23 protein-coding genes and 2 pseudogenes are annotated in these 16,685 nt (G+C 52.2%); 20 read left to right on the forward strand and 5 right to left on the reverse strand.

Annotation, left to right across the window (positions count from 1 at the left end; all coding sequences use genetic code 11):
* The first annotated feature begins 106 nt into the window (after positions 1–106).
* The 7 genes from OCY70_RS16465 to OCY70_RS16495 all read left to right on the forward strand — a co-directional run bounded on the left by OCY70_RS16465 (position 107) and on the right by OCY70_RS16495 (position 3,597).
* Positions 107–289: a DUF6877 family protein gene (locus OCY70_RS16465; protein ID WP_133382356.1), complete on the forward strand. Its 183-nt coding sequence runs from the start codon at positions 107–109 to the stop codon at positions 287–289.
* The gene (locus OCY70_RS16470; protein WP_213427753.1) at positions 286–708 is read left to right on the forward strand and encodes a hypothetical protein; all 423 of its coding nucleotides are present in this window, start codon (positions 286–288) and stop codon (positions 706–708) included. Before OCY70_RS16465 ends, OCY70_RS16470 begins: the two co-directional genes overlap by 4 nt.
* Positions 709–739: 31 nt before the next feature.
* Positions 740–1,039, forward strand: coding sequence for a hypothetical protein (locus OCY70_RS16475; protein WP_213427752.1), 300 nt, complete (start codon positions 740–742; stop codon positions 1,037–1,039).
* Positions 1,039–1,611, forward strand: coding sequence for a hypothetical protein (locus OCY70_RS16480; RefSeq protein ID WP_213427751.1), 573 nt, complete (start codon positions 1,039–1,041; stop codon positions 1,609–1,611). Before OCY70_RS16475 ends, OCY70_RS16480 begins: the two co-directional genes overlap by 1 nt.
* A 78-nt stretch (positions 1,612–1,689) precedes the next feature.
* Positions 1,690–2,259, forward strand: a complete 570-nt coding sequence (locus OCY70_RS16485; protein WP_213427750.1) for a DNA N-6-adenine-methyltransferase — start codon at positions 1,690–1,692, stop codon at positions 2,257–2,259.
* Positions 2,198–2,536, forward strand: coding sequence for a hypothetical protein (locus tag OCY70_RS16490; protein WP_213427749.1), 339 nt, complete (start codon positions 2,198–2,200; stop codon positions 2,534–2,536). Before OCY70_RS16485 ends, OCY70_RS16490 begins: the two co-directional genes overlap by 62 nt.
* Entirely contained in the window at positions 2,533–3,597 is a 1,065-nt protein-coding gene (locus OCY70_RS16495; RefSeq protein ID WP_213427748.1) for a phosphoadenosine phosphosulfate reductase domain-containing protein, read from the forward strand. The genes OCY70_RS16490 and OCY70_RS16495 overlap by 4 nt, the downstream gene beginning before the upstream one ends.
* Positions 3,598–3,641: 44 nt before the next feature.
* Here OCY70_RS16495 and OCY70_RS16500 read toward each other — a convergent pair whose 3' ends face one another.
* Complete coding sequence (locus OCY70_RS16500; protein WP_213427747.1) at positions 3,642–3,809, reverse strand: hypothetical protein; 168 nt, start codon at positions 3,807–3,809, stop codon at positions 3,642–3,644.
* Between the two features lie 593 nt (positions 3,810–4,402).
* On the opposite strand from OCY70_RS16500, the gene OCY70_RS16505 reads away from it, so the two are divergent.
* The 3 genes from OCY70_RS16505 to OCY70_RS16515 are packed head-to-tail and all read left to right on the forward strand — an operon-like array spanning position 4,403 to position 5,713.
* Complete coding sequence (locus OCY70_RS16505) at positions 4,403–5,041, forward strand: hypothetical protein (RefSeq protein WP_213427746.1); 639 nt, start codon at positions 4,403–4,405, stop codon at positions 5,039–5,041.
* A 54-nt stretch (positions 5,042–5,095) separates the two neighbouring features.
* A complete protein-coding gene (locus tag OCY70_RS16510) occupies positions 5,096–5,524 on the forward strand; it encodes an ArpU family phage packaging/lysis transcriptional regulator (RefSeq protein ID WP_213427745.1) in 429 nt (142 codons plus the stop codon).
* Positions 5,525–5,542: 18 nt separating this feature from the next.
* Positions 5,543–5,713 carry a hypothetical protein gene (locus OCY70_RS16515; RefSeq protein ID WP_213427744.1) on the forward strand — a complete coding sequence of 57 codons (171 nt, stop codon included), beginning with the start codon at positions 5,543–5,545 and terminating at the stop codon, positions 5,711–5,713.
* Between the two features lie 49 nt (positions 5,714–5,762).
* Here the strand turns inward: OCY70_RS16515 and OCY70_RS16520 are convergent.
* The 3 genes and pseudogenes from OCY70_RS16520 to OCY70_RS16530 form a co-directional block, all read right to left on the reverse strand.
* Positions 5,763–6,032, reverse strand: a pseudogene (locus tag OCY70_RS16520) (GDP-mannose 4,6-dehydratase); the annotation flags it as partial.
* Positions 6,033–6,184: 152 nt separating this feature from the next.
* The gene (locus tag OCY70_RS16525; RefSeq protein ID WP_213427743.1) at positions 6,185–6,646 is read right to left on the reverse strand and encodes an ImmA/IrrE family metallo-endopeptidase; all 462 of its coding nucleotides are present in this window, start codon (positions 6,644–6,646) and stop codon (positions 6,185–6,187) included.
* Positions 6,647–6,679: 33 nt separating this feature from the next.
* On the reverse strand, positions 6,680–7,111 hold the full coding sequence (locus OCY70_RS16530) for a helix-turn-helix domain-containing protein (RefSeq protein ID WP_197259518.1): 432 nt from the start codon (positions 7,109–7,111) through the stop codon (positions 6,680–6,682).
* Positions 7,112–7,435: 324 nt separating this feature from the next.
* Here OCY70_RS16530 and OCY70_RS16535 point away from each other — a divergent pair, with 324 nt between their 5' ends.
* The 7 genes from OCY70_RS16535 (at position 7,436) to OCY70_RS16565 (ending at position 13,037) form a co-directional block, all read left to right on the forward strand.
* Positions 7,436–7,858 carry an ArpU family phage packaging/lysis transcriptional regulator gene (locus OCY70_RS16535; RefSeq protein WP_213427742.1) on the forward strand — a complete coding sequence of 141 codons (423 nt, stop codon included), beginning with the start codon at positions 7,436–7,438 and terminating at the stop codon, positions 7,856–7,858.
* A gap of 375 nt (positions 7,859–8,233) precedes the next feature.
* The gene (locus OCY70_RS16540) at positions 8,234–8,719 is read left to right on the forward strand and encodes a phage tail terminator family protein (protein WP_249724919.1); all 486 of its coding nucleotides are present in this window, start codon (positions 8,234–8,236) and stop codon (positions 8,717–8,719) included.
* Positions 8,709–8,882, forward strand: a complete 174-nt coding sequence (locus OCY70_RS16545; protein ID WP_213427741.1) for a hypothetical protein — start codon at positions 8,709–8,711, stop codon at positions 8,880–8,882. The genes OCY70_RS16540 and OCY70_RS16545 overlap by 11 nt, the downstream gene beginning before the upstream one ends.
* A complete protein-coding gene (locus OCY70_RS16550) occupies positions 8,882–10,198 on the forward strand; it encodes a phage tail sheath family protein (RefSeq protein WP_213427740.1) in 1,317 nt (438 codons plus the stop codon). Before OCY70_RS16545 ends, OCY70_RS16550 begins: the two co-directional genes overlap by 1 nt.
* Before the next feature lies 1 nt (position 10,199).
* Positions 10,200–10,658, forward strand: a complete 459-nt coding sequence (locus OCY70_RS16555) for a phage tail tube protein (protein ID WP_213427739.1) — start codon at positions 10,200–10,202, stop codon at positions 10,656–10,658.
* Positions 10,659–10,688: 30 nt separating this feature from the next.
* Positions 10,689–11,111 carry a phage tail assembly chaperone gene (locus OCY70_RS16560; protein ID WP_213427738.1) on the forward strand — a complete coding sequence of 141 codons (423 nt, stop codon included), beginning with the start codon at positions 10,689–10,691 and terminating at the stop codon, positions 11,109–11,111.
* Between the two features lie 261 nt (positions 11,112–11,372).
* Entirely contained in the window at positions 11,373–13,037 is a 1,665-nt protein-coding gene (locus tag OCY70_RS16565; RefSeq protein ID WP_213427737.1) for a hypothetical protein, read from the forward strand.
* Here the strand turns inward: OCY70_RS16565 and OCY70_RS16570 are convergent.
* A pseudogene (locus OCY70_RS16570) lies at positions 13,003–14,513 on the reverse strand (IS5 family transposase). The gene OCY70_RS16565 and the pseudogene OCY70_RS16570 overlap by 35 nt on opposite strands.
* 190 nt (positions 14,514–14,703) lie before the next feature.
* Between OCY70_RS16570 and OCY70_RS16575 the strand changes: the two are divergent.
* From OCY70_RS16575 to OCY70_RS16585, 3 genes are read left to right on the forward strand one after another with little or no spacing between them, the layout of a single operon-like run.
* A complete protein-coding gene (locus OCY70_RS16575; protein WP_249725615.1) occupies positions 14,704–15,033 on the forward strand; it encodes a hypothetical protein in 330 nt (109 codons plus the stop codon).
* Positions 15,033–15,704, forward strand: coding sequence for a LysM peptidoglycan-binding domain-containing protein (locus OCY70_RS16580; RefSeq protein WP_213431018.1), 672 nt, complete (start codon positions 15,033–15,035; stop codon positions 15,702–15,704). The genes OCY70_RS16575 and OCY70_RS16580 overlap by 1 nt, the downstream gene beginning before the upstream one ends.
* An 11-nt stretch (positions 15,705–15,715) precedes the next feature.
* The gene (locus tag OCY70_RS16585) at positions 15,716–16,684 is read left to right on the forward strand and encodes an XkdQ/YqbQ family protein (RefSeq protein WP_213431019.1); all 969 of its coding nucleotides are present in this window, start codon (positions 15,716–15,718) and stop codon (positions 16,682–16,684) included.
* Position 16,685: the final 1 nt, after the last annotated feature.

The raw sequence follows: 16,685 nt of genomic DNA on the forward strand, positions 1-16,685 counted from the left end.
TCGTCGCTTTAATCTCGATGACTTTCCGGATCCAGTTGCAAAATGCCCGCATTGTAAAGCAATGAATGTGGTGCCCATTAAGTATGAATAAGGAGGACGCAGAGTCATGGAAAATCCTCTTCATGAAATCATGATGATTTCGCATTTGCTGCCTGAAAAAGTCCTCAAAGACATAAATCAACGTATTGGCGATTGGCTGGCAATGGGCGGTGATGAATCGGATCCATACATTAAGCAGCAGTTAAGGTTTGCAAGAAGATTTGTGCAATCAGGAGGTACAGGGGAATGAAATACATCGTAGTGGCGCTGCCGGTTGTTGATTACCCGGTGAAAGGATACGGCCCAATTGAACAACGGTCACAGCTATATTTTGAAATCGAAAGACTTAGCTATGAGGCCGAGTCAAAGGATATGGAAGTCTCTCGCCTCCTGGAGAAATATTATGACGTTGGGCAGGCGATCGCCGGTTTGATACGCAGCAGGGCAAAGGAAACGCTCGCCGGACAATCTGTTGATAAGGTGGCCTTCCACGTCTTCGAAAGAGTGAATACCGACCACCTGAAGAAAATGGAGAGATACGCGGAGGAACGCGGATGGGCCATTCTTTCCGGGAAACGTGATTCAGAAACAAGGAAAATTGACAACGGTCATTGCGGGAGGGCAATCCATCCATTAAGCCATAACAACACACATTCCCTTATTAAATAGTAAGGAAAATCGGACAAAACGGGGTGATTGCATGGGATACACTCGAACGGAGATGGAGACGACATGCGTCTACTCTCATGACACCGGAAAATGGATCGTCTACACATGCGTTCCGGGGCATATCAAGCGGTTGAACAAGATTGCCGGCGAGCCGACATGGAAAGAGGAAGAAGTGTCCTCGAACGGAGAAATGCGCATCATCGCCGCGAAGTGGGAACTGGACAGCAAGCAGGTGCGTTTCGCAGCGCCGAACAGCCGGCAGATGACGGAAGAACAGAAGGCGGCGGCAGCCGAACGCATGCGGCAGCTGCACGCGGAAGGGAGACTGTGATGCGGTTCGTGGGAATCGATCCCGCAACGCGAACGGGGTTTGTAGCACTCGATCCATCAGGCAGCGTGTTGAAGGCAAAGGAGATAACCGGTTCCGGGTCAACATCCGTCAGAAAGATTCGATCCCTTGCAAATGAGATATATCTACATCTTGGCTCGCAAGATGAGGTATGCATCGAAGGATTCGCCCTCGATGCCAGGGATACGAACAAGGTATCCAGCGGGAACGGATGGGCTGCGCGGATGGCTGTTGACCGGGCAGGACTGAAATACATCGAGGCTACGCCAGGTCAGCTCAAGAAATTCGTCAATGTATCAAACTGGATTGGCGAAAAAGGAAGCAAGAAGCGGCTGGATGGTAAAACGGTTAAGAAACTTGTCATCGCATCCGTTCATGAACATTGGGGCTTCGATGCAGTTACTGACAATATCGCTGATGCCTTTGTTCTAGCGAAGATCGCTCAGGCTATTTACAAGGTCAAGAATGGTTATCCGATTGAGAATTATCCGGTCTATCAGCAGGAAGTAATCATGTCTATTCTTCATCCAGAAAAGAAAAAGAAACGCGCATAAGTCGGTTAAATGCATCCGGCTGCGGCACTCTGCGGCCGGATGATCGAACATACGATCTTATTCTGAGGGGTGAGCACGATGAACGAAGCATTATTTAGCAGCAAGCGGGACGATTGGGGAACGCCACTATGGCTGTATGCCCAGCTCAATGAAGCATTTCGCTTCACCGTGGATGTCTGTGCAAATGCCGGCAACCACAAGCACCCGAACTATTTCGACATAGATGCGGATGGCCTGGCCCAGCCCTGGGAGGGGGTCTGCTGGATGAACCCGCCGTATGGCCGAGCGGTAGCAGCTTGGATGAATAAGGCGGCGAAGGAAGCACAGAACGGCGCGACAGTGGTCGGCCTGGTGGCGGCCCGGACGGATACGAGGTGGTTCCAGGACTTCGCGACATTAGGACACATCTTTTTCCTGAAAGGTCGGCTGACGTTTGAGGGTGCAGTAGACCCGGCTCCATTTCCAAGCGCGATCATCGTTTGGTATCCGGGCTGTACAATACGGGAAACAAACTACGTTCCAGCATCACCACAAGGAATAGACCTCATTTGTTCAATGTATCGATTTCTATCTTGGAGGAAGAGCCATGGATCAAAAGGCAATGAAAACGGCGATAGAGGGAGTCTTCAAAACATACAGGTTCCATAACTTCATAAACAAAATCAACCTGGCCGAGACTCCGGAAGAGGCCCGCTGGTGTCAAGCCATTGATGATGTGGTCTCGAACCTCGACCCGGACGAGCAGTTGCTCATTCGTGAGCGATACATGAAGCGGGAAAGGATCACCGATTTGCAAGTCTATTCATTCACGTTCGATCCGTCGATCAGCGCGGTTACGTACATGAAGATTCGAAGCCGGGCCTTTGAGAAGCTGCTGCAGGCGTTCTCCATGTTGGGCCTGCTTTCTGGGGAGGGGACGAAGTGAGCCAGACAAGAAACGTCATGAACATCTCCTTCGGGAAAGACAGCACGGCCATGTGGTTATATGCGCTTGAGCAAGGCGTGGAGATTATGCCCGTATTTTGCGACACGGGTAACGAGCACCCACTGACTTATGAATACGGCGAGTACCTTGAAAAGCAACTCGGGCCCATTCGGTGGATCAAAGCTGATTTCTCGGAGCAAATCGCACGAAAGCGTGAATATGTACAAAAGCATTGGCCCCAAAAGCTTACTGTCGACGTCCCCGGACACTGGTACTATATCGGACCAGTGGGAGAGCGAGAGGCTGCTGAAGAGCCCCCGGAAAAACCGGATGATCCGAGTCAGCAAATAGAGATTGGTCACTGGAGATGGTACCCAGAGCAAAAAGGCATGTCGGACAAGGAAGCGGCAAAAGTGGTCGAAACAGCGCTAAGCGTGCTGCATCCAACCGGAATTCCATTTTTGGACTTGTGCCTTTGGAAAGGCCGTTTTCCGTCAACGCGGCGCCGATTTTGTACCGTCGAATTAAAGGTAAGGCCGACAGAACAGCAAGTATACTTTCCGTTGCTGGAGGCCGGGCATAAGGTCGTGAGTTGGCAAGGAGTGAGAGCGCAGGAAAGCACGGCCCGAGCAAAGCTACCGAAACGAGAGAACACGCCGGAAGGATATGAGATATACCGGCCGCTGCTCCGCTGGACGGTGGATGATGTGTTTGCGATACACCGTAAGCATGGGATCGAGCCGAATCCTTTGTACAAGCTGGGCATGGGCCGGGTCGGATGCATGCCGTGCATTAACTGCAACAAGGCGGAGTTGTTTGAGATTGCCCGCCGATTCCCGGCCGAAATAGAGCGAATCGCGAAGTGGGAACAACTCGTCAAAATGGCGAGCAAGCGTCAAGGAGCGTCGTTTTTCCCAACCGCAAACGGAACTGGAGACGGAATCCACGAAGTAGTGGAGTGGTCAAAAACGGCATACGGCGGGCAGCAATACGACCTCATAAAAGCGCTGGAATGGGAAGATGTGCCGCTCTGCTCCAGTGTGTACGGACTATGCGAATGAATTTTTATGGTCACTGCAGCGTCATAAGGAGTGATGAGAGGGATCTAACCCTCCCATAACATCCAATAGACCAGGAATTTGAGCAAAGAAAAAGCCACCCCCAAAAAACTGATTGAGGTGGCAAATTGAATCATCAAATCCGTAATCAATTCTCCTGCTACGTCTTTTCTGATTAATAAATCAAGTAGCAACAATTTAAGTTTTGTTTTCATAGACATCTCCCTTTCGACTTGGTTTCGTGAATTGAAATGCAACTCCCTAACTACCAAAGTCAATTGCAGAGAGATAATTCTATCGAATTGGCAACTTCAACTAATAAGGGCCTGGTGAAGTGTTGTGGATCCGGTGGAGGCAGCCCAGATTGGACAACTCTTTATTAGCTCTACGAGCTGCTAGAAAGAAGTAGCCTCCCGAGAAGTCCGAGAGGCTACGAGATCTTAGATTCCAAAGAAGTAATTAAGCAGGAAGTCTAGGATCCTCTCGATTGCATAAAAAAATAAAAACTGAACAAGCTTCGCAATAATTTTCCTAACAAGTTTCGCGCTAATTTTGCTAACAAATTTCATAACACTGCTTACTTTTTTCTTATACATGGAAATCTCCCTTTCTCTGTGGATTCCCTGTCTTAATTGTGTCGCTTGAAAAAAGTAAGGTTTGTAGTATGAAGTGACTTTTTGGGATAGAAAGTCGAGATTGAATTACATCTTTGCGAGATATGAGTGTGAGATAAGAGTTGTGAGATAAGAACTGCGGGATATGAATTGTGGGATAAGAGTTCGTAAATAGAGATCACGGAGGTAGAAAGATGATCAAATTAAACGTTCTTTTTAAGAAAATGCAGAAGGATGACAAGAAAGAAGTTTTGGTATTCCAAGTGCAAGGGGACGAGTTACCGCAGGCACAAAAACTCGTTGAGATGGCGGGCGGAATCGTGGTTCTCTCCGTGCAGGCTGCCAGCTTCAAAACCGGCGAGATTCAGGCCGAGTTCGCGACGCTGCAGCGGGATTCAAAGAAAACTGCCCTGAAATTCAATATCAAGGGCGACAACGAAAAGGCGTCAGTCGAGTTGTACCGCCTGGCCGGGATGAACGTCGAGCTATCCCTGCAGTCATCCCAGATGTCGATCGATGAATTCTACGACGACGATCACGAAGGAGTACAATACACGGTCAATCCGGATGGCACCGTTGAAGTGGACCAGGGCCAGATGACTTTGGAAGAAGCGGCAGCGGCAGCTGCTGCGGAGGAAGCCCAAGAGCAGGCAGAAGTACAGGATCACGAGCAGGGGGAGACGTCCGACAAAGTAGCTGACATCGCCAAGGAGCGCAAGCGCCGCGGCCGGCCACGCAAGCAGGATAAAGACGAGAAGCAGGAAGAGCAGCTGGCAGCAGCTCCAGACGATGAGCTCCCGCCGCTCGCAAGCGATGACGATCTGCCGTTCTAATGACAGCACCGCGCCCGGTTCGCCGGGGCAATTCAAATACAGTGAGGTGAGAGCATGTCAGATAAAAAGAAGCGTGCTGCATTAGAAGCCCTTTTTTCTCGGTATCGATTATTCAAACGCTTGGAACGAATGGGTTCTGTTACCCCAGAAACGAAAATAACACCATCCTATGAACCGAGGTACCACGGGAATACAAACGCCATAAGTAAGCCTGTAGAAGATGCAGTTTTACGGGATGTGGAGATTGTGGAACAGCGAAAAAAACTTATTATAGCGGTAGAAAAGGCAGTTGGGATGTTGGATGAGCCTGAAAGAGAAATAATTGATATGCGATATATGCACAAGGACTATATATGTGATTATCACGTATATGACCAACTTGGTATTGGGAATCCGACTTACCGTAGACGAAGGGATGCCGCGGTAGAGAAGCTATTTATTTGGATGGAAGACGTCATAAAGGACAAGAAATACTCAATATAATGCAGCGAGGTGAGAGTGATGGAGGAACCTATTCTGAAGCTTCAAGGCGAATACGGCACGATCTGCATCAGCATTGGCGATGAAGACCCAGAGAAGGTAATGGATGACATCCACTCCGCTTGTGCCGCAGCAATATTAGTCGGATTTTCAAAACATCAGAAGCAGAAATTAAATGGAGCCGCTGTTTAGCGGCTCTTTTTGTTCGTTATACAGAGTTCTTATTTCTAGGTAATCATATATCCACAAATGAATTCCAGGAGGTCGGGACAAAGCTCTGCGCCGCCAGATGGAAAATCAAATCCGGCTTTTCCTGCGTCAGCAGCGTTTCGACCGAGAACGGATCGCGCAGCTCGCACTCGACCAGATGAATCATGGATTCGATATGGCGGATATGCTCCATCCGGCTCCGGTTGCGGATCGTTCCGACGACCTCAACGCCCCGATCCAGCAAATATTCCGCCATATGGCTTCCGACAAACCCGGAGACACCGGTAACCAGCGCCTTCATGTAAGGGAATCACCTCTCTCATATAGTTGCGGCATGGGGGCGGAGAATACTGGCTCCGCTCGCCCGGCACATACCTAATCATCAGATGCCACATTTTATGGGATTCACCTATAAAAGGCCACGGCATTCGTACCGGTTTCTGATTTTTTGGCCTAGAGGGCTGCGTCATGCTCCCGCTCAATGTCATTCGCGTCGCCGTCAGGAAGGAACTTCGCGACATCAAGCGGAATGCCATGCCGCATGCAGTAGCTCTCCTTCGTGTCGCCGGGCAGCGCCTCGGTGCTGTCCAGGAGCAGCCGGAGCGCGAACTCGTTCGCCTGCCGCTCGAATTTGCCGACGGAGAACAGCGTGTTCCGCTCGATGAAGAAATGGCCGGTTCCCGTATGGAGCCGGTCGTGGGCAAGCTCATGCGCGCAGACGAAGCGCTGCCACTCGAACGGCAGATCGGTATTGATCACGATATAGCGTCGGCGCAGCTTGCGGTAATAGAAGCCGCGCGTCGAATTGCCGAGCCGCGCCTGCTTGACGATTATGTTCAGCCGCTGCGCCAGTTGAAAAGGACAGTTCGTTTTGTATTTCCGAATCAGCTTGCTTACGATGTTCTCAACATCCATGCCATGCACCCCGCGGTTTCAAGGTTCGAATGTTCATTCCGTTCGCTTCGGCTTCCGTTTGTTCCTCTTCTTCGCATCCCAGAACAAGGCTTCCAGCACTTGAATGACCCGTTCGCGGTCGTCTTCGTCCATCGGCACGCCATCGAACATCACCTCCGGATCTTCCTCCAGCATTTTGCGGAAATCGCGTTTATCCTTGGCAGTGGCCCATTCCGGTATCGTGCCCGCCGCATGCAGCGCGAGCGGGTTGTCCGTCCGCCCGAGCAGATAGTCGGCAGAGGTGTGCAGCATATCGGCCAGGCGACCGATAATATCGCTCGGCGGCGTCGTGCGTCCCGCTTCATAATTGGCCACATTGGCGCGCTTCATGCCGAGCGCATGGGCGACGTCATCCTGGGAGAGGCCGTGCTTCAAGCGGAGCTGCTTGATTCGTGAACCCATCACTTCTCTGTTCTTGCCAGTCATCGTTATCACCCTCGTCCTTTAATATATGAGCATCAATTCATTATTGACGCTCACTTCGGCGGTATGGTATGCTTGCAGTATAACATTGCGAACGTTTGTTCTCAATAGCTTGATTCATGTTGCTGAAAATAAATTTCTTTTAGTATAAACCGTTATTGTAAATAACGAAAGAGGTCTTTTTCAGAGGTTGAGGGGATTTGGGATGGTTTGTTTAGACAGGCAGCATGAACCCTCGTTATTTTCTGATTGTTGTTTTTAATAACTTTTTAAAGTTTTTTTATATTTCTTTTATATTATAAATAACGTATTGGGGAGTGGTTCAGGATGTTGGCAACCATTAATCGGGCAGAGACGCGCAAGCGGGTAGAATCGGTGTTGGCTGTGGCGAAGCTGTACCGCAAAGCCGGAGCGGTTCGGTGGGAGATGCGGACGACGCTGGCTTATATTCCCCGTTATCACGGCGCGACGCACAAGGTCGGGAAGCCGGTCGAGGAAGTCGCCGTCCACAACCTGGAGCGGGAGCAATACATGAAGACTGTCCATGATAATGTAACGAAAGCGATTGAACATTTAGGCGAGGCGGAGCGGGGCGTGATCGAGCGCTGTTATCTCAGCCCGCAGAACAGCACGCCGGATTATTTGCTCTGCCATGAAATGAACGTAAGCGAGCGCACTTTCCGCCGCATAAAGGCGCGCGGGGTAATGGAACTGGCCTTCCTGCTCGGGCTGGAAGTGTATGCGGAGTAGCGGCAAGAAGGCGTGTTATCAAGAAGCAGTATATAATTGATCTCTCCGGTCGTTAGATTGAACCGACGCTCGTTGCGGACTCCGTTACGGGCGTTTTTTATCGGCATGAATGAGTTGGTGCAATGAAACTCCCTGAGCTGGAAGTGAACGACTGTTTGGAATCTGCCAACATGCCGTGGCACCGGCCATTCTGTCGCTGGCCTGCCGCTTGTCCGCTCGTTGGCCGGATGGTGGCACGCAGACGGGCGGCTTCCGGTGATAAGATAATAGCGTGAAGTGGTGTGCCATTGGACCCGCGGCTAACGCGGGACGGGGGCAAGCCATGAATAGAGACCATTCGGTTAAGAGTGCCGGATGGTCTTTGTTTTGGCGAAGATGCAGTGGCTGCTTTACGGGAAACGTACGCCGGAAGACAAAGGGGGAGAAAACGTGCACAGTGCCGAGATTCGGGCAGGCGTGATCCGGCGGCTTGGGGAGATTTTCCCCGGTATGCCGGTGCTGGATGCCGAAGGGGCAGCGGATGCGACGGCGCCGTATTGCGCCGTCCGTATTCGAAGCGGCAGCAGGCAGCGCACAGGGGAGCGCCGCTATGCGGCAGCGTGGCAGGTGGAGGTCGACTACGTGCCGGGAGAGGCCGGAGAGCGGCCGCATCCCGACGAGGTCGCCGATGCGTTGTATGATGCGCTGGAGCTCGTCGATTTCGGGACGATGCGCTGCCGCGGCGCCGAGATGGGCCACGAGTACCCGGATCATCTACTGCGCTTCCGGGTGCAGTATGCGCTCACGCTGCTGCGGGATCGGGAGCCGGGCAGCAAGATGGAAGCAATGAAGCAGGAGGGGCGGATTCAAGATGAGCATTGATGGGCAAGAGACGGCTTACACGAAGGCGCAATGGCTGGAAGCGAAGGCGGACAGCGGACGGGAGCGGGACATGCTGCATGCGCTGCTCCGCGAGGACGGCATGTATACGAAGGCGCAGGTTGCTGCGCTGTTGCAACAATTTATGATTCAGGAGGTATTGTGATGGCTGGAGGAACATGGATGACGCAGAACAAAGTAAGACCGGGCGTATATGTGCGCTTCGATTCGGAAGCGGGCCCGATGGGGACGATGGGAGAGCGCGGGGTTGTGGCTCTGCCCCTGAAGCTGAGCTGGGGACCAGCCCGTCAGGTGCTGGAACTGCCGGCCGGGGAAGCGACTTTCGAGCTTCTCGGTTATGAGGTTACCGACAAGGCGCTGCTGCTGGTGCGTGAGGCCTTCAAGCGGGCCAAGACGGTGCTGTTGTACCGGTTGAACGAAGGCACCAAGGCGCAGGCAACGCATAAAGAATGGAAGGCGTTTGCCCGCTGCGGCGGCGTTCGCGGGAACGACATCGTACTCGTCGTGCGTCCGAACGTCCTTGACGATACGAAGATGGATGTCATTACAAAGGTCGCGGGTCGCGAGGTTGATCTTCAGACCGTCGCCCAGGCAGAGGAACTCAAGGCCAACGCTTGGGTGGAATTCGAAGGCAGCGGCTCGCTGGAGGCGATCGCGGGCTTGCCGCTGACTGGGGGCGAGGACGGCGCGGCGACAAATGAAGACCATATGAACTTCCTTGATGCGCTGGCGGTGCAGGATTTCCATACGGTGGCCCTGCCGTCGGAGGACAAGACGCTCGCTTCTGTCTATACCGCCTTCATCAAGCGGATGCGCGAGGAAGAAGGGAAAAAGATACAGGCGGTGCTGCCTAACTATCCGCTGGCAGACAGCGAAGGCGTCATCAGCGTGAAGAACGGAGTCAAGCTGGCGGACGGCACCGTGCTCGGCTCAGCCGAAGCGTGCGTGTGGGTGGCTGCCGCTACGGCTGCGGCGGCAATGAATGAGTCGCTCACCTATTCGACTTATGAAGATGCGATCGACGCGGATGTGCGGCTGACGAACCGCCAGGTCGAAGCCGCGCTGGAGGCGGGCGAATTCGTATTTGTCCATCAACGGGGGCGTGCGGTCGTCGAGCAGGACATCAACAGCTTTACGTCTCATACTCCGGATAAGGGCCGCGTTTTCTCCAAAAACCGGGTCGTTCGGGTGCTTGACGGCATTGCCAACGATATGAAGCAATTGTTCGAGACGTCCTATGTCGGCAAAGTAAACAACAATGGCGACGGCCGCCAGCTGTTCCGCGGCGAATGCATCGCTTACCTTGATCAGCTCGTGCGCTTGTCCGCGATTCAGCCATTTGATGCGCAGACCGATGTACAGGTCACGCCTGGCGATACGAGCGACAGTATCGTTATTCAGTTAGCGGTGCAGCCCGTTGACGCCGTAGAGAAAATTTATATGAAAGTGAAGGTGAAGTAACATGGCATTGTTGCAGGCAAAGGATACGATTTCGGGCCGCGAAGGCCGGGCATTTGCCCAAATTGACGGTAAAAACGAGGAAATGTTCTATGTAAAGACGCTGGAGGCGAAGATCGAGAAGCAGAAAGCGGAAGTCAAGGTGCTCGGCAGCCGCAGCGTGCAGCATAAGGCAGCGGGCTGGACAGGAACCGGCAGCATGACGATCTACTATATGACGCCGCTTTTCCGCAATATGATGCTTGAATATATCAAGAATGGCAAAGACACGAACTTCATTATCCAGATTACAAATGAAGATCCGATGTCTTCGATTGGCACGCAGACGGTCTGCTTGAAGAACGTCAATCTGAACAGTGTCGTCATGGCGAAGCTGGATACGGAGAGCGACGTGCTGGAAGAGGAAGTCGAGTTTACGTTTGACGACGTTGATATTTTAAATAACTTCAATAGCATTTCATAATTATAAATAACATGCGAGGTGAAAGCAGCGATGAGTTCATTGCGATATTTTTTGGCCCAAAATGCGGAGGCGAATACGGAGACGGCTTATGTCGTCTCTGCCCGCTTCAAGGATGAACAGGGTGAGCCGGTGCCGTGGCAGCTTCGCAGCATCAGCGAGGTCGAGAACGAGCAGTGCCGCAAGGCCGCGACCAAACAGAAGAAGGGCAAGGGAGGCGCCGTGACGCCGGAGATTGATTTCAATGAATATACGGCGAAGCTGATCGTGGCGAGCGTCGTCTTTCCGGATCTGAAAAACTCGGAGCTCCAGCAATCGTATGGCGTCATGGGCGCGGAAGCGCTGCTTCGCAAGATGCTCCTGCCGGGAGAATATGCGGCGCTGCTGCAAGAGGTTCAGGAACTGAATGGCTTCAATCAGGACATGAACGAACTCATTGATGAAGTAAAAAACTAATCCGGGAGGGCGACGGGGAAGCGAACTATGCCTATTACGCCCTCCACAAGCTTCGCATTCTGCCGCATGAGCTGCTCGCTCTGCCCGAGCGCGAGCGGGCAGCCATCTATGCGATGATCGACATCCGCGTGGAGGAGGAACGCCGCGCGCAGCGCAAGATGAAGAAGCGGTAGAACAACCGCAGATGGCAGAGCCTTCTCTTTACCCAATGAGGAAGTAGAGGGGAAGGCTTGGCGTCTGCCGGGGAAAGGAGGAGAGTTCATGAACGAGAAACAGCTTATCATCTTCAAGCCGCCACAGCCGCCGGCCCCTGTCGTGCTCCCCCAGCGTGTCAACCGCATGCGTAACAATTGGAGCTTCGAATTCAACCCGATGCTGAAAATGATGGGGATGACGCATCTGAGAATCATGGCTTCGATTGATGAAGTCGTTAAGAAGTCATTTCATTCGATGACAGAGTCATGGAAGCAGCTTGCTGCGCACGCGGGCAAGGAATGGAGCGATGCGGCCCACAGCTTCACTAAAGCGGTTGAAGCAGCTGGCGCCTCCGCAGTGGAAGCAGGAGGGCCCACAGATGAGGAAGGCAAGGAACAGCAAAAGAAGAAGGGCAAGGAAGAAGAAAAGATAACGGTTGGGCAGAAAATGAAAAACGCGGCCCTTCCCTTATTGAACGCGCTCCAGACGATGGGCACCCAAGCGATTCAGAATGCGGCTGCGGCGGAAGATTTCCGTTCCCGCTACCAGGCTCAATATGGGAATGCGCAGCAGGGAGCGGCTGTTTTCGAAGCCATGAGGTCCCAAGCGCTCAAGTCGGGGCGAGATGTGAACCAGTCGTTGGAGTCGGGGCTTGTGCTGACGTCGATTTCGAAAAATGCCAATGACGTCACCAAAATGAATGAAATAGTACAGCGCCTGGCCGCCTTCCGGCCGAATGAAAATGCCGCCGGACTTGCAGGCTCGATGAAGGAGGCTTACTTCGGGAAGGCGGACGGCCTGCTTGGGCAGTTGAATCTGCCGATCAATGAGGAGCTTCAGAAAAAAATGGAGTCCTTCGGCCAGACCGGGAATCTGGACGGTTTCCTGGAAGCCTTCGATGAACTGATGACCAAGGCCGGGATGAGCCAGGAATCTCTTGCTCTTTTGATGGAAAGTCCAGTGAAGCAATGGGAGCTTGCCGTCAATCGCTTCCAGGGCATGCTGGCTTTGATGGGGGAAACGGCAATGACGGCGTTCGGTCCGGTGCTGCAATTATTGAATCAGGCATTTGAGGAAGGGCGGTTCAACGGCTTTTTCGAAGCGATTCATGGCGGATTAAGCTTGCTTGGATCCATCACGGAAACGGTCGTGGGCTTTCTGCTGGAAAACTGGAGCCTGGTCGAAAATGCCCTCGTTGCCATCGGCATCGTTGTTGCCACGGTCGCTGCGATCTGGCTCGTTCAGTGGCTGATTGCGGCTTGGCCGATTTTTGCGATTATAGGGGCGATTTTAATAATATTGGAAATATTGAATTATTTCGGTGTTTCTACAGGAACCATAATTGGTGCTATTATAGGCTACTTTTTTGCTCTCGGCGCATCAATCATGAATGTCATTGCCTTTGCATGGAATCGTATAGTGGCATTTGGGGAGTTCTTTGCAAATATATTCAAAAACCCCATTTATGCAGTAAAAAAACTATACTACGATTTGTTTAAAGACATTGTAGAGTTTTCTTTTAACGCGATTAATTCGATCATTCGCGGCATCAACAAGGTCATTACTTTTATAAATAAATTAACTGGCTCCACATTTGAGACAGTTAACGAGTGGAGCACGGATTGGGTAGAAAAAATGAAGCCCACAGCGGACGGGGATGATTTGGTTGATCTTTCAGACTACCGCATGGAGCAGACTAACATAGGGCTTGCTGAACATATTGCCTTTTAGGCCACAGAGGCTGACGGCACAGATTCAGCAGCAGTCTGAAAATCGGCAAAAAGAGAACGCGCAGCTTGCGTTCGAGATTCATAACAAGCAGTTGCAGGGCAATGACCGTTTCGCTTGTCTCTCGAAGGCGTGCTCGAATACGCCCCAGTCCGTAGGAGCGTTTGCCTTCTCCGAATTTTCCTTCGATTGCGTTACGCATTGAAGCATCCTGTCTGGCCTGGTTCCGATCGGGTTCCGCTTCTTTCTTCGGACGCCCTAAGTTTGGACCACTCAAACGGATTCCATGCTCCTTACAATAGCGAAGGTTCTCCCGATTTCGGTAGATTTGGTCGGCTAGAATGGCTTCCGGATAACACCCATATCGCTGGACGAACGACTCCACGGAAGCTTTCAGTGTCATGCTTTCGTTGAAGTTATCCCAGGACAGCTTCTCCATCCGAGCGTAACCGTCCACCAGACTGATCGCCAGCTTTGCTCCAAACTCGACGGGAGCATTCACTTTCCCGCGGACAATCGGCCGTACATGCGGTTGGGAAAGACTGACGATTCGATCTTCCACCGAGTGTGTCCGTTTGTCGTACATCTCTTGCTGTTGACGATACAGCTCGGAAATGACGAGCAATTGCCGATACTGCTGCGAACCCAGTTGATTCAAGCTGCTTTTCGCTGCCAGCATTTCGATGATGCCAAGATTACGCGAAACATAACGAAGCTGTTTGCCAACCGCTTTCCGGATGGCTTTGGCACCCGTTCGCCGTTTCTTGGCGATCTCGAGGTAGCGTTTGCGGGCGGTTTGACGATACGTTCTCGGTTTCTTGGCCTTCCCGACGAAAGGCTCGTGCAGAACATCGATGATCGCTTCGAGTTTTTCCCGCGCCTCGTTCAATAATTTCAAATCGGTCGGATACGAGATGTCGGCCGGTGCGCAGGTCGCGTCGAGCATCAAGGTGCCTTTGTTGCATGGTTTCTCTTTGCTTTTGCCGTCTTCATTAACGGATGTTCCATCAGAGCCATGGCCGCTGCCTGGAGGATCTTGAGGATCGCTCTTGTTTTGTTCCTGCTTCTTTCGCTCTGCGTCCTCTTCCAAAATCCAATCGTTGATTTGTCCAATGACATCCGCACCCAATCGCTTGCGGAAATGGGTCAACAGCGAGTGATGGAACGGAGGCTTATCTTGGAACGCCGCAGCCCAAGGAAGTACTGGTAGTACGGATTTTCGGCGATCTGCTGGACCGTCTCTCGATCATCGAGCTGCATACGTTCCTGAATGTACAGCGCTCCCAAAGCCATACGAACAGACAAAGGGATCTGACCGCGCATTGATTTCTTGAACGACTTCGCGTAGAATTCTTCTGCCCGCCACCACGGGATGATAGCGGCCAGTTGAACCCAACGGTTCTCCTTATTTAATTTACCGCCAAACGGCAAGTAGAAATCTTCGAACAACTGAAGCTGGCTTTCGGTTCTACGATACATGTCGGCTCACTCCACGTGCACGATTTTTTGCAAGAAATTCGCATTTTCCTTGCATTTTATTTCGAGTTAGAGTCCAGAAATCCTTGTAAAACCTTTGAAAAATGATTGTTCAGCAAGCCCTAACATAGCGGATGCGTTTCAAAAGGGTCAGGATTTCATAACTAAAAATAGTGGCTTCACAAGCGATTTGATGAAGAAGGCAGCCGATCCCGGCCCAACAGGAACAGACCAGTTCAAGCCGATCAGCACGGGCATGAATGCGCCGCAAATCTCGAAGGTAGGAGAAGTCGGCAAAATCGGCAAGGTTGAAGGCGAGGTCGACATTTCCGATGAGAAGCTGATGATGATGCGGGAGCTGGCGGAAATGGACAGCATTCAGAACTTCGTGACGCTGACCCCGACGGTGCAGGTTTCCACGGGCGACATCCACCAAGGCTTTGACTTCGATACGCTCATCAACCGGATCGAACAGAAGCTGGAGGAAGAGTTCGTCTCTACGGCGGAAGGGGTGTACGGCTGATGAATGAGTACCGCATTTTTCTGAGCATCAACAATCAGGAGCAGGTGATGGAGCTGCCCGTCAACCCGCCGCAGCTTCAGGTAAGCGAATCCGGGAATCTGTCCTCGTTCGACATTATCGGACTGGGCGAGGTGAACGCGATTCAGCCGATGAAGCTGGCCGAGCTGCAATTCAGCAGCCTGTTCCCCGCAGGGCCGGCCCCATATGTTCATGTCCCTCCTGAGCGGCTGCTCCAGCCGAAGGACTATGTCGAGATGCTGCGCGGCTGGATGAAGCGGCAGCGCCCGATCCGGTTCGTGCTGACCTCGCCTTCCATGCGCATCAATCTGGCGATGGTCATCGAGAAGTTCACATGGTCGGAGTCGTCCGGCAGTGTCGGGGATATCGATTATGAGCTCGGTTTGAAGGAATATCGCTTTTTCCATGCGCATAAAATGACGAAGTCCGCGAATACGAACAGCATCGTCACGATCCAGAAGGCCCCTCCGGAGCGGCCGGATGAACGCATGATTCCTTCCACCTATACGCTTGGCCCCGGCGAATCGCTATGGGCGGTAGCCAAACGATTTTTCAATGATGAGAGCAAGGCTGTTGAGATTCAGCGCCTGAACGGCCTTCGGAGCGATGAAGTCAAGGATCTGGAACAAGGCCGGAAGCTGCGGCTGCGGTAGGAGGTGCAGGCATGATCGAAGTCATTATTGATAACCGCAATAAGACGATGTGGGATATTTCCGAGCTGGTTACCGATATGACCTGGTCGACGTCCCGTTCCGGCAAGCCGGCTAAGATGTCCTTGACTTATGTATCCGGAGCGCTGTTCCAGAGCCGGAAATTTACTGTCAACAATGGCGATGTCGTGCGGGTGAGGATCGACGGCAAGCCGGTGTTTTACGGATATGTGTTCACCATCGAGACCGGTGAGGACGATAAGGTGAAGCTGACCGCCTATGACCAGATCCGGTACTTGCTAACGAACGATACGTATGTGCTCGAAAATGTGACGGCCACGGATCTCATCAAGCGAATAGCGAAGGACTGCGAACTGAAGATCGGCGATCTGGCCGACACGAAGCATGTCATTCCCCTCGTGATGGAGGATAACAAGAAGCTGCTCGATATTATCTGCCGCGCGCTGGACAAGACGCTGATTGCGACGCGCAATATTTTCATATTTTATGACGACTTCGGCAAGCTGACGCTGCGGGATGCGAAAACGTGGACAACCGATATCATTATCGGCGAAGAAAGCCAGATGCGGGGATTCTCGCACAAGCGGTCGATTGACGATGAGACCTACAACCGCGTGAAGCTGTTCCGCGACAACAAGGCGTCGGGCAAGCGCGAGACGTTCATTATACAAGACAGCGCGAACATCGCGAGATGGGGAAGGCTGCAGTTGTCCGACAAACTCGAAGAGGGCATGAATGACGCCCAAATCAAGGAGCTTCTCGCATCCTATATGAAGCTTCACAACCGCGAGAAAAAAACATTAAAAGTAGACGCCGTAGGGGATGTGCGCATTCGGGCCGGAATGTACATCCCTCTTTATTTGCCCGAACAACAGATTCAGCAATATATGCTCATCGATGAATGCTCCCACGACTGGGACGGTTCGGGACATAAAATGTCACTAACATTGAAGGTGATCTAGA

The organism is Paenibacillus melissococcoides (assembly GCA_944800085.1).
Taxonomy (GTDB): domain Bacteria; phylum Bacillota; class Bacilli; order Paenibacillales; family Paenibacillaceae; genus Paenibacillus_B; species Paenibacillus_B melissococcoides.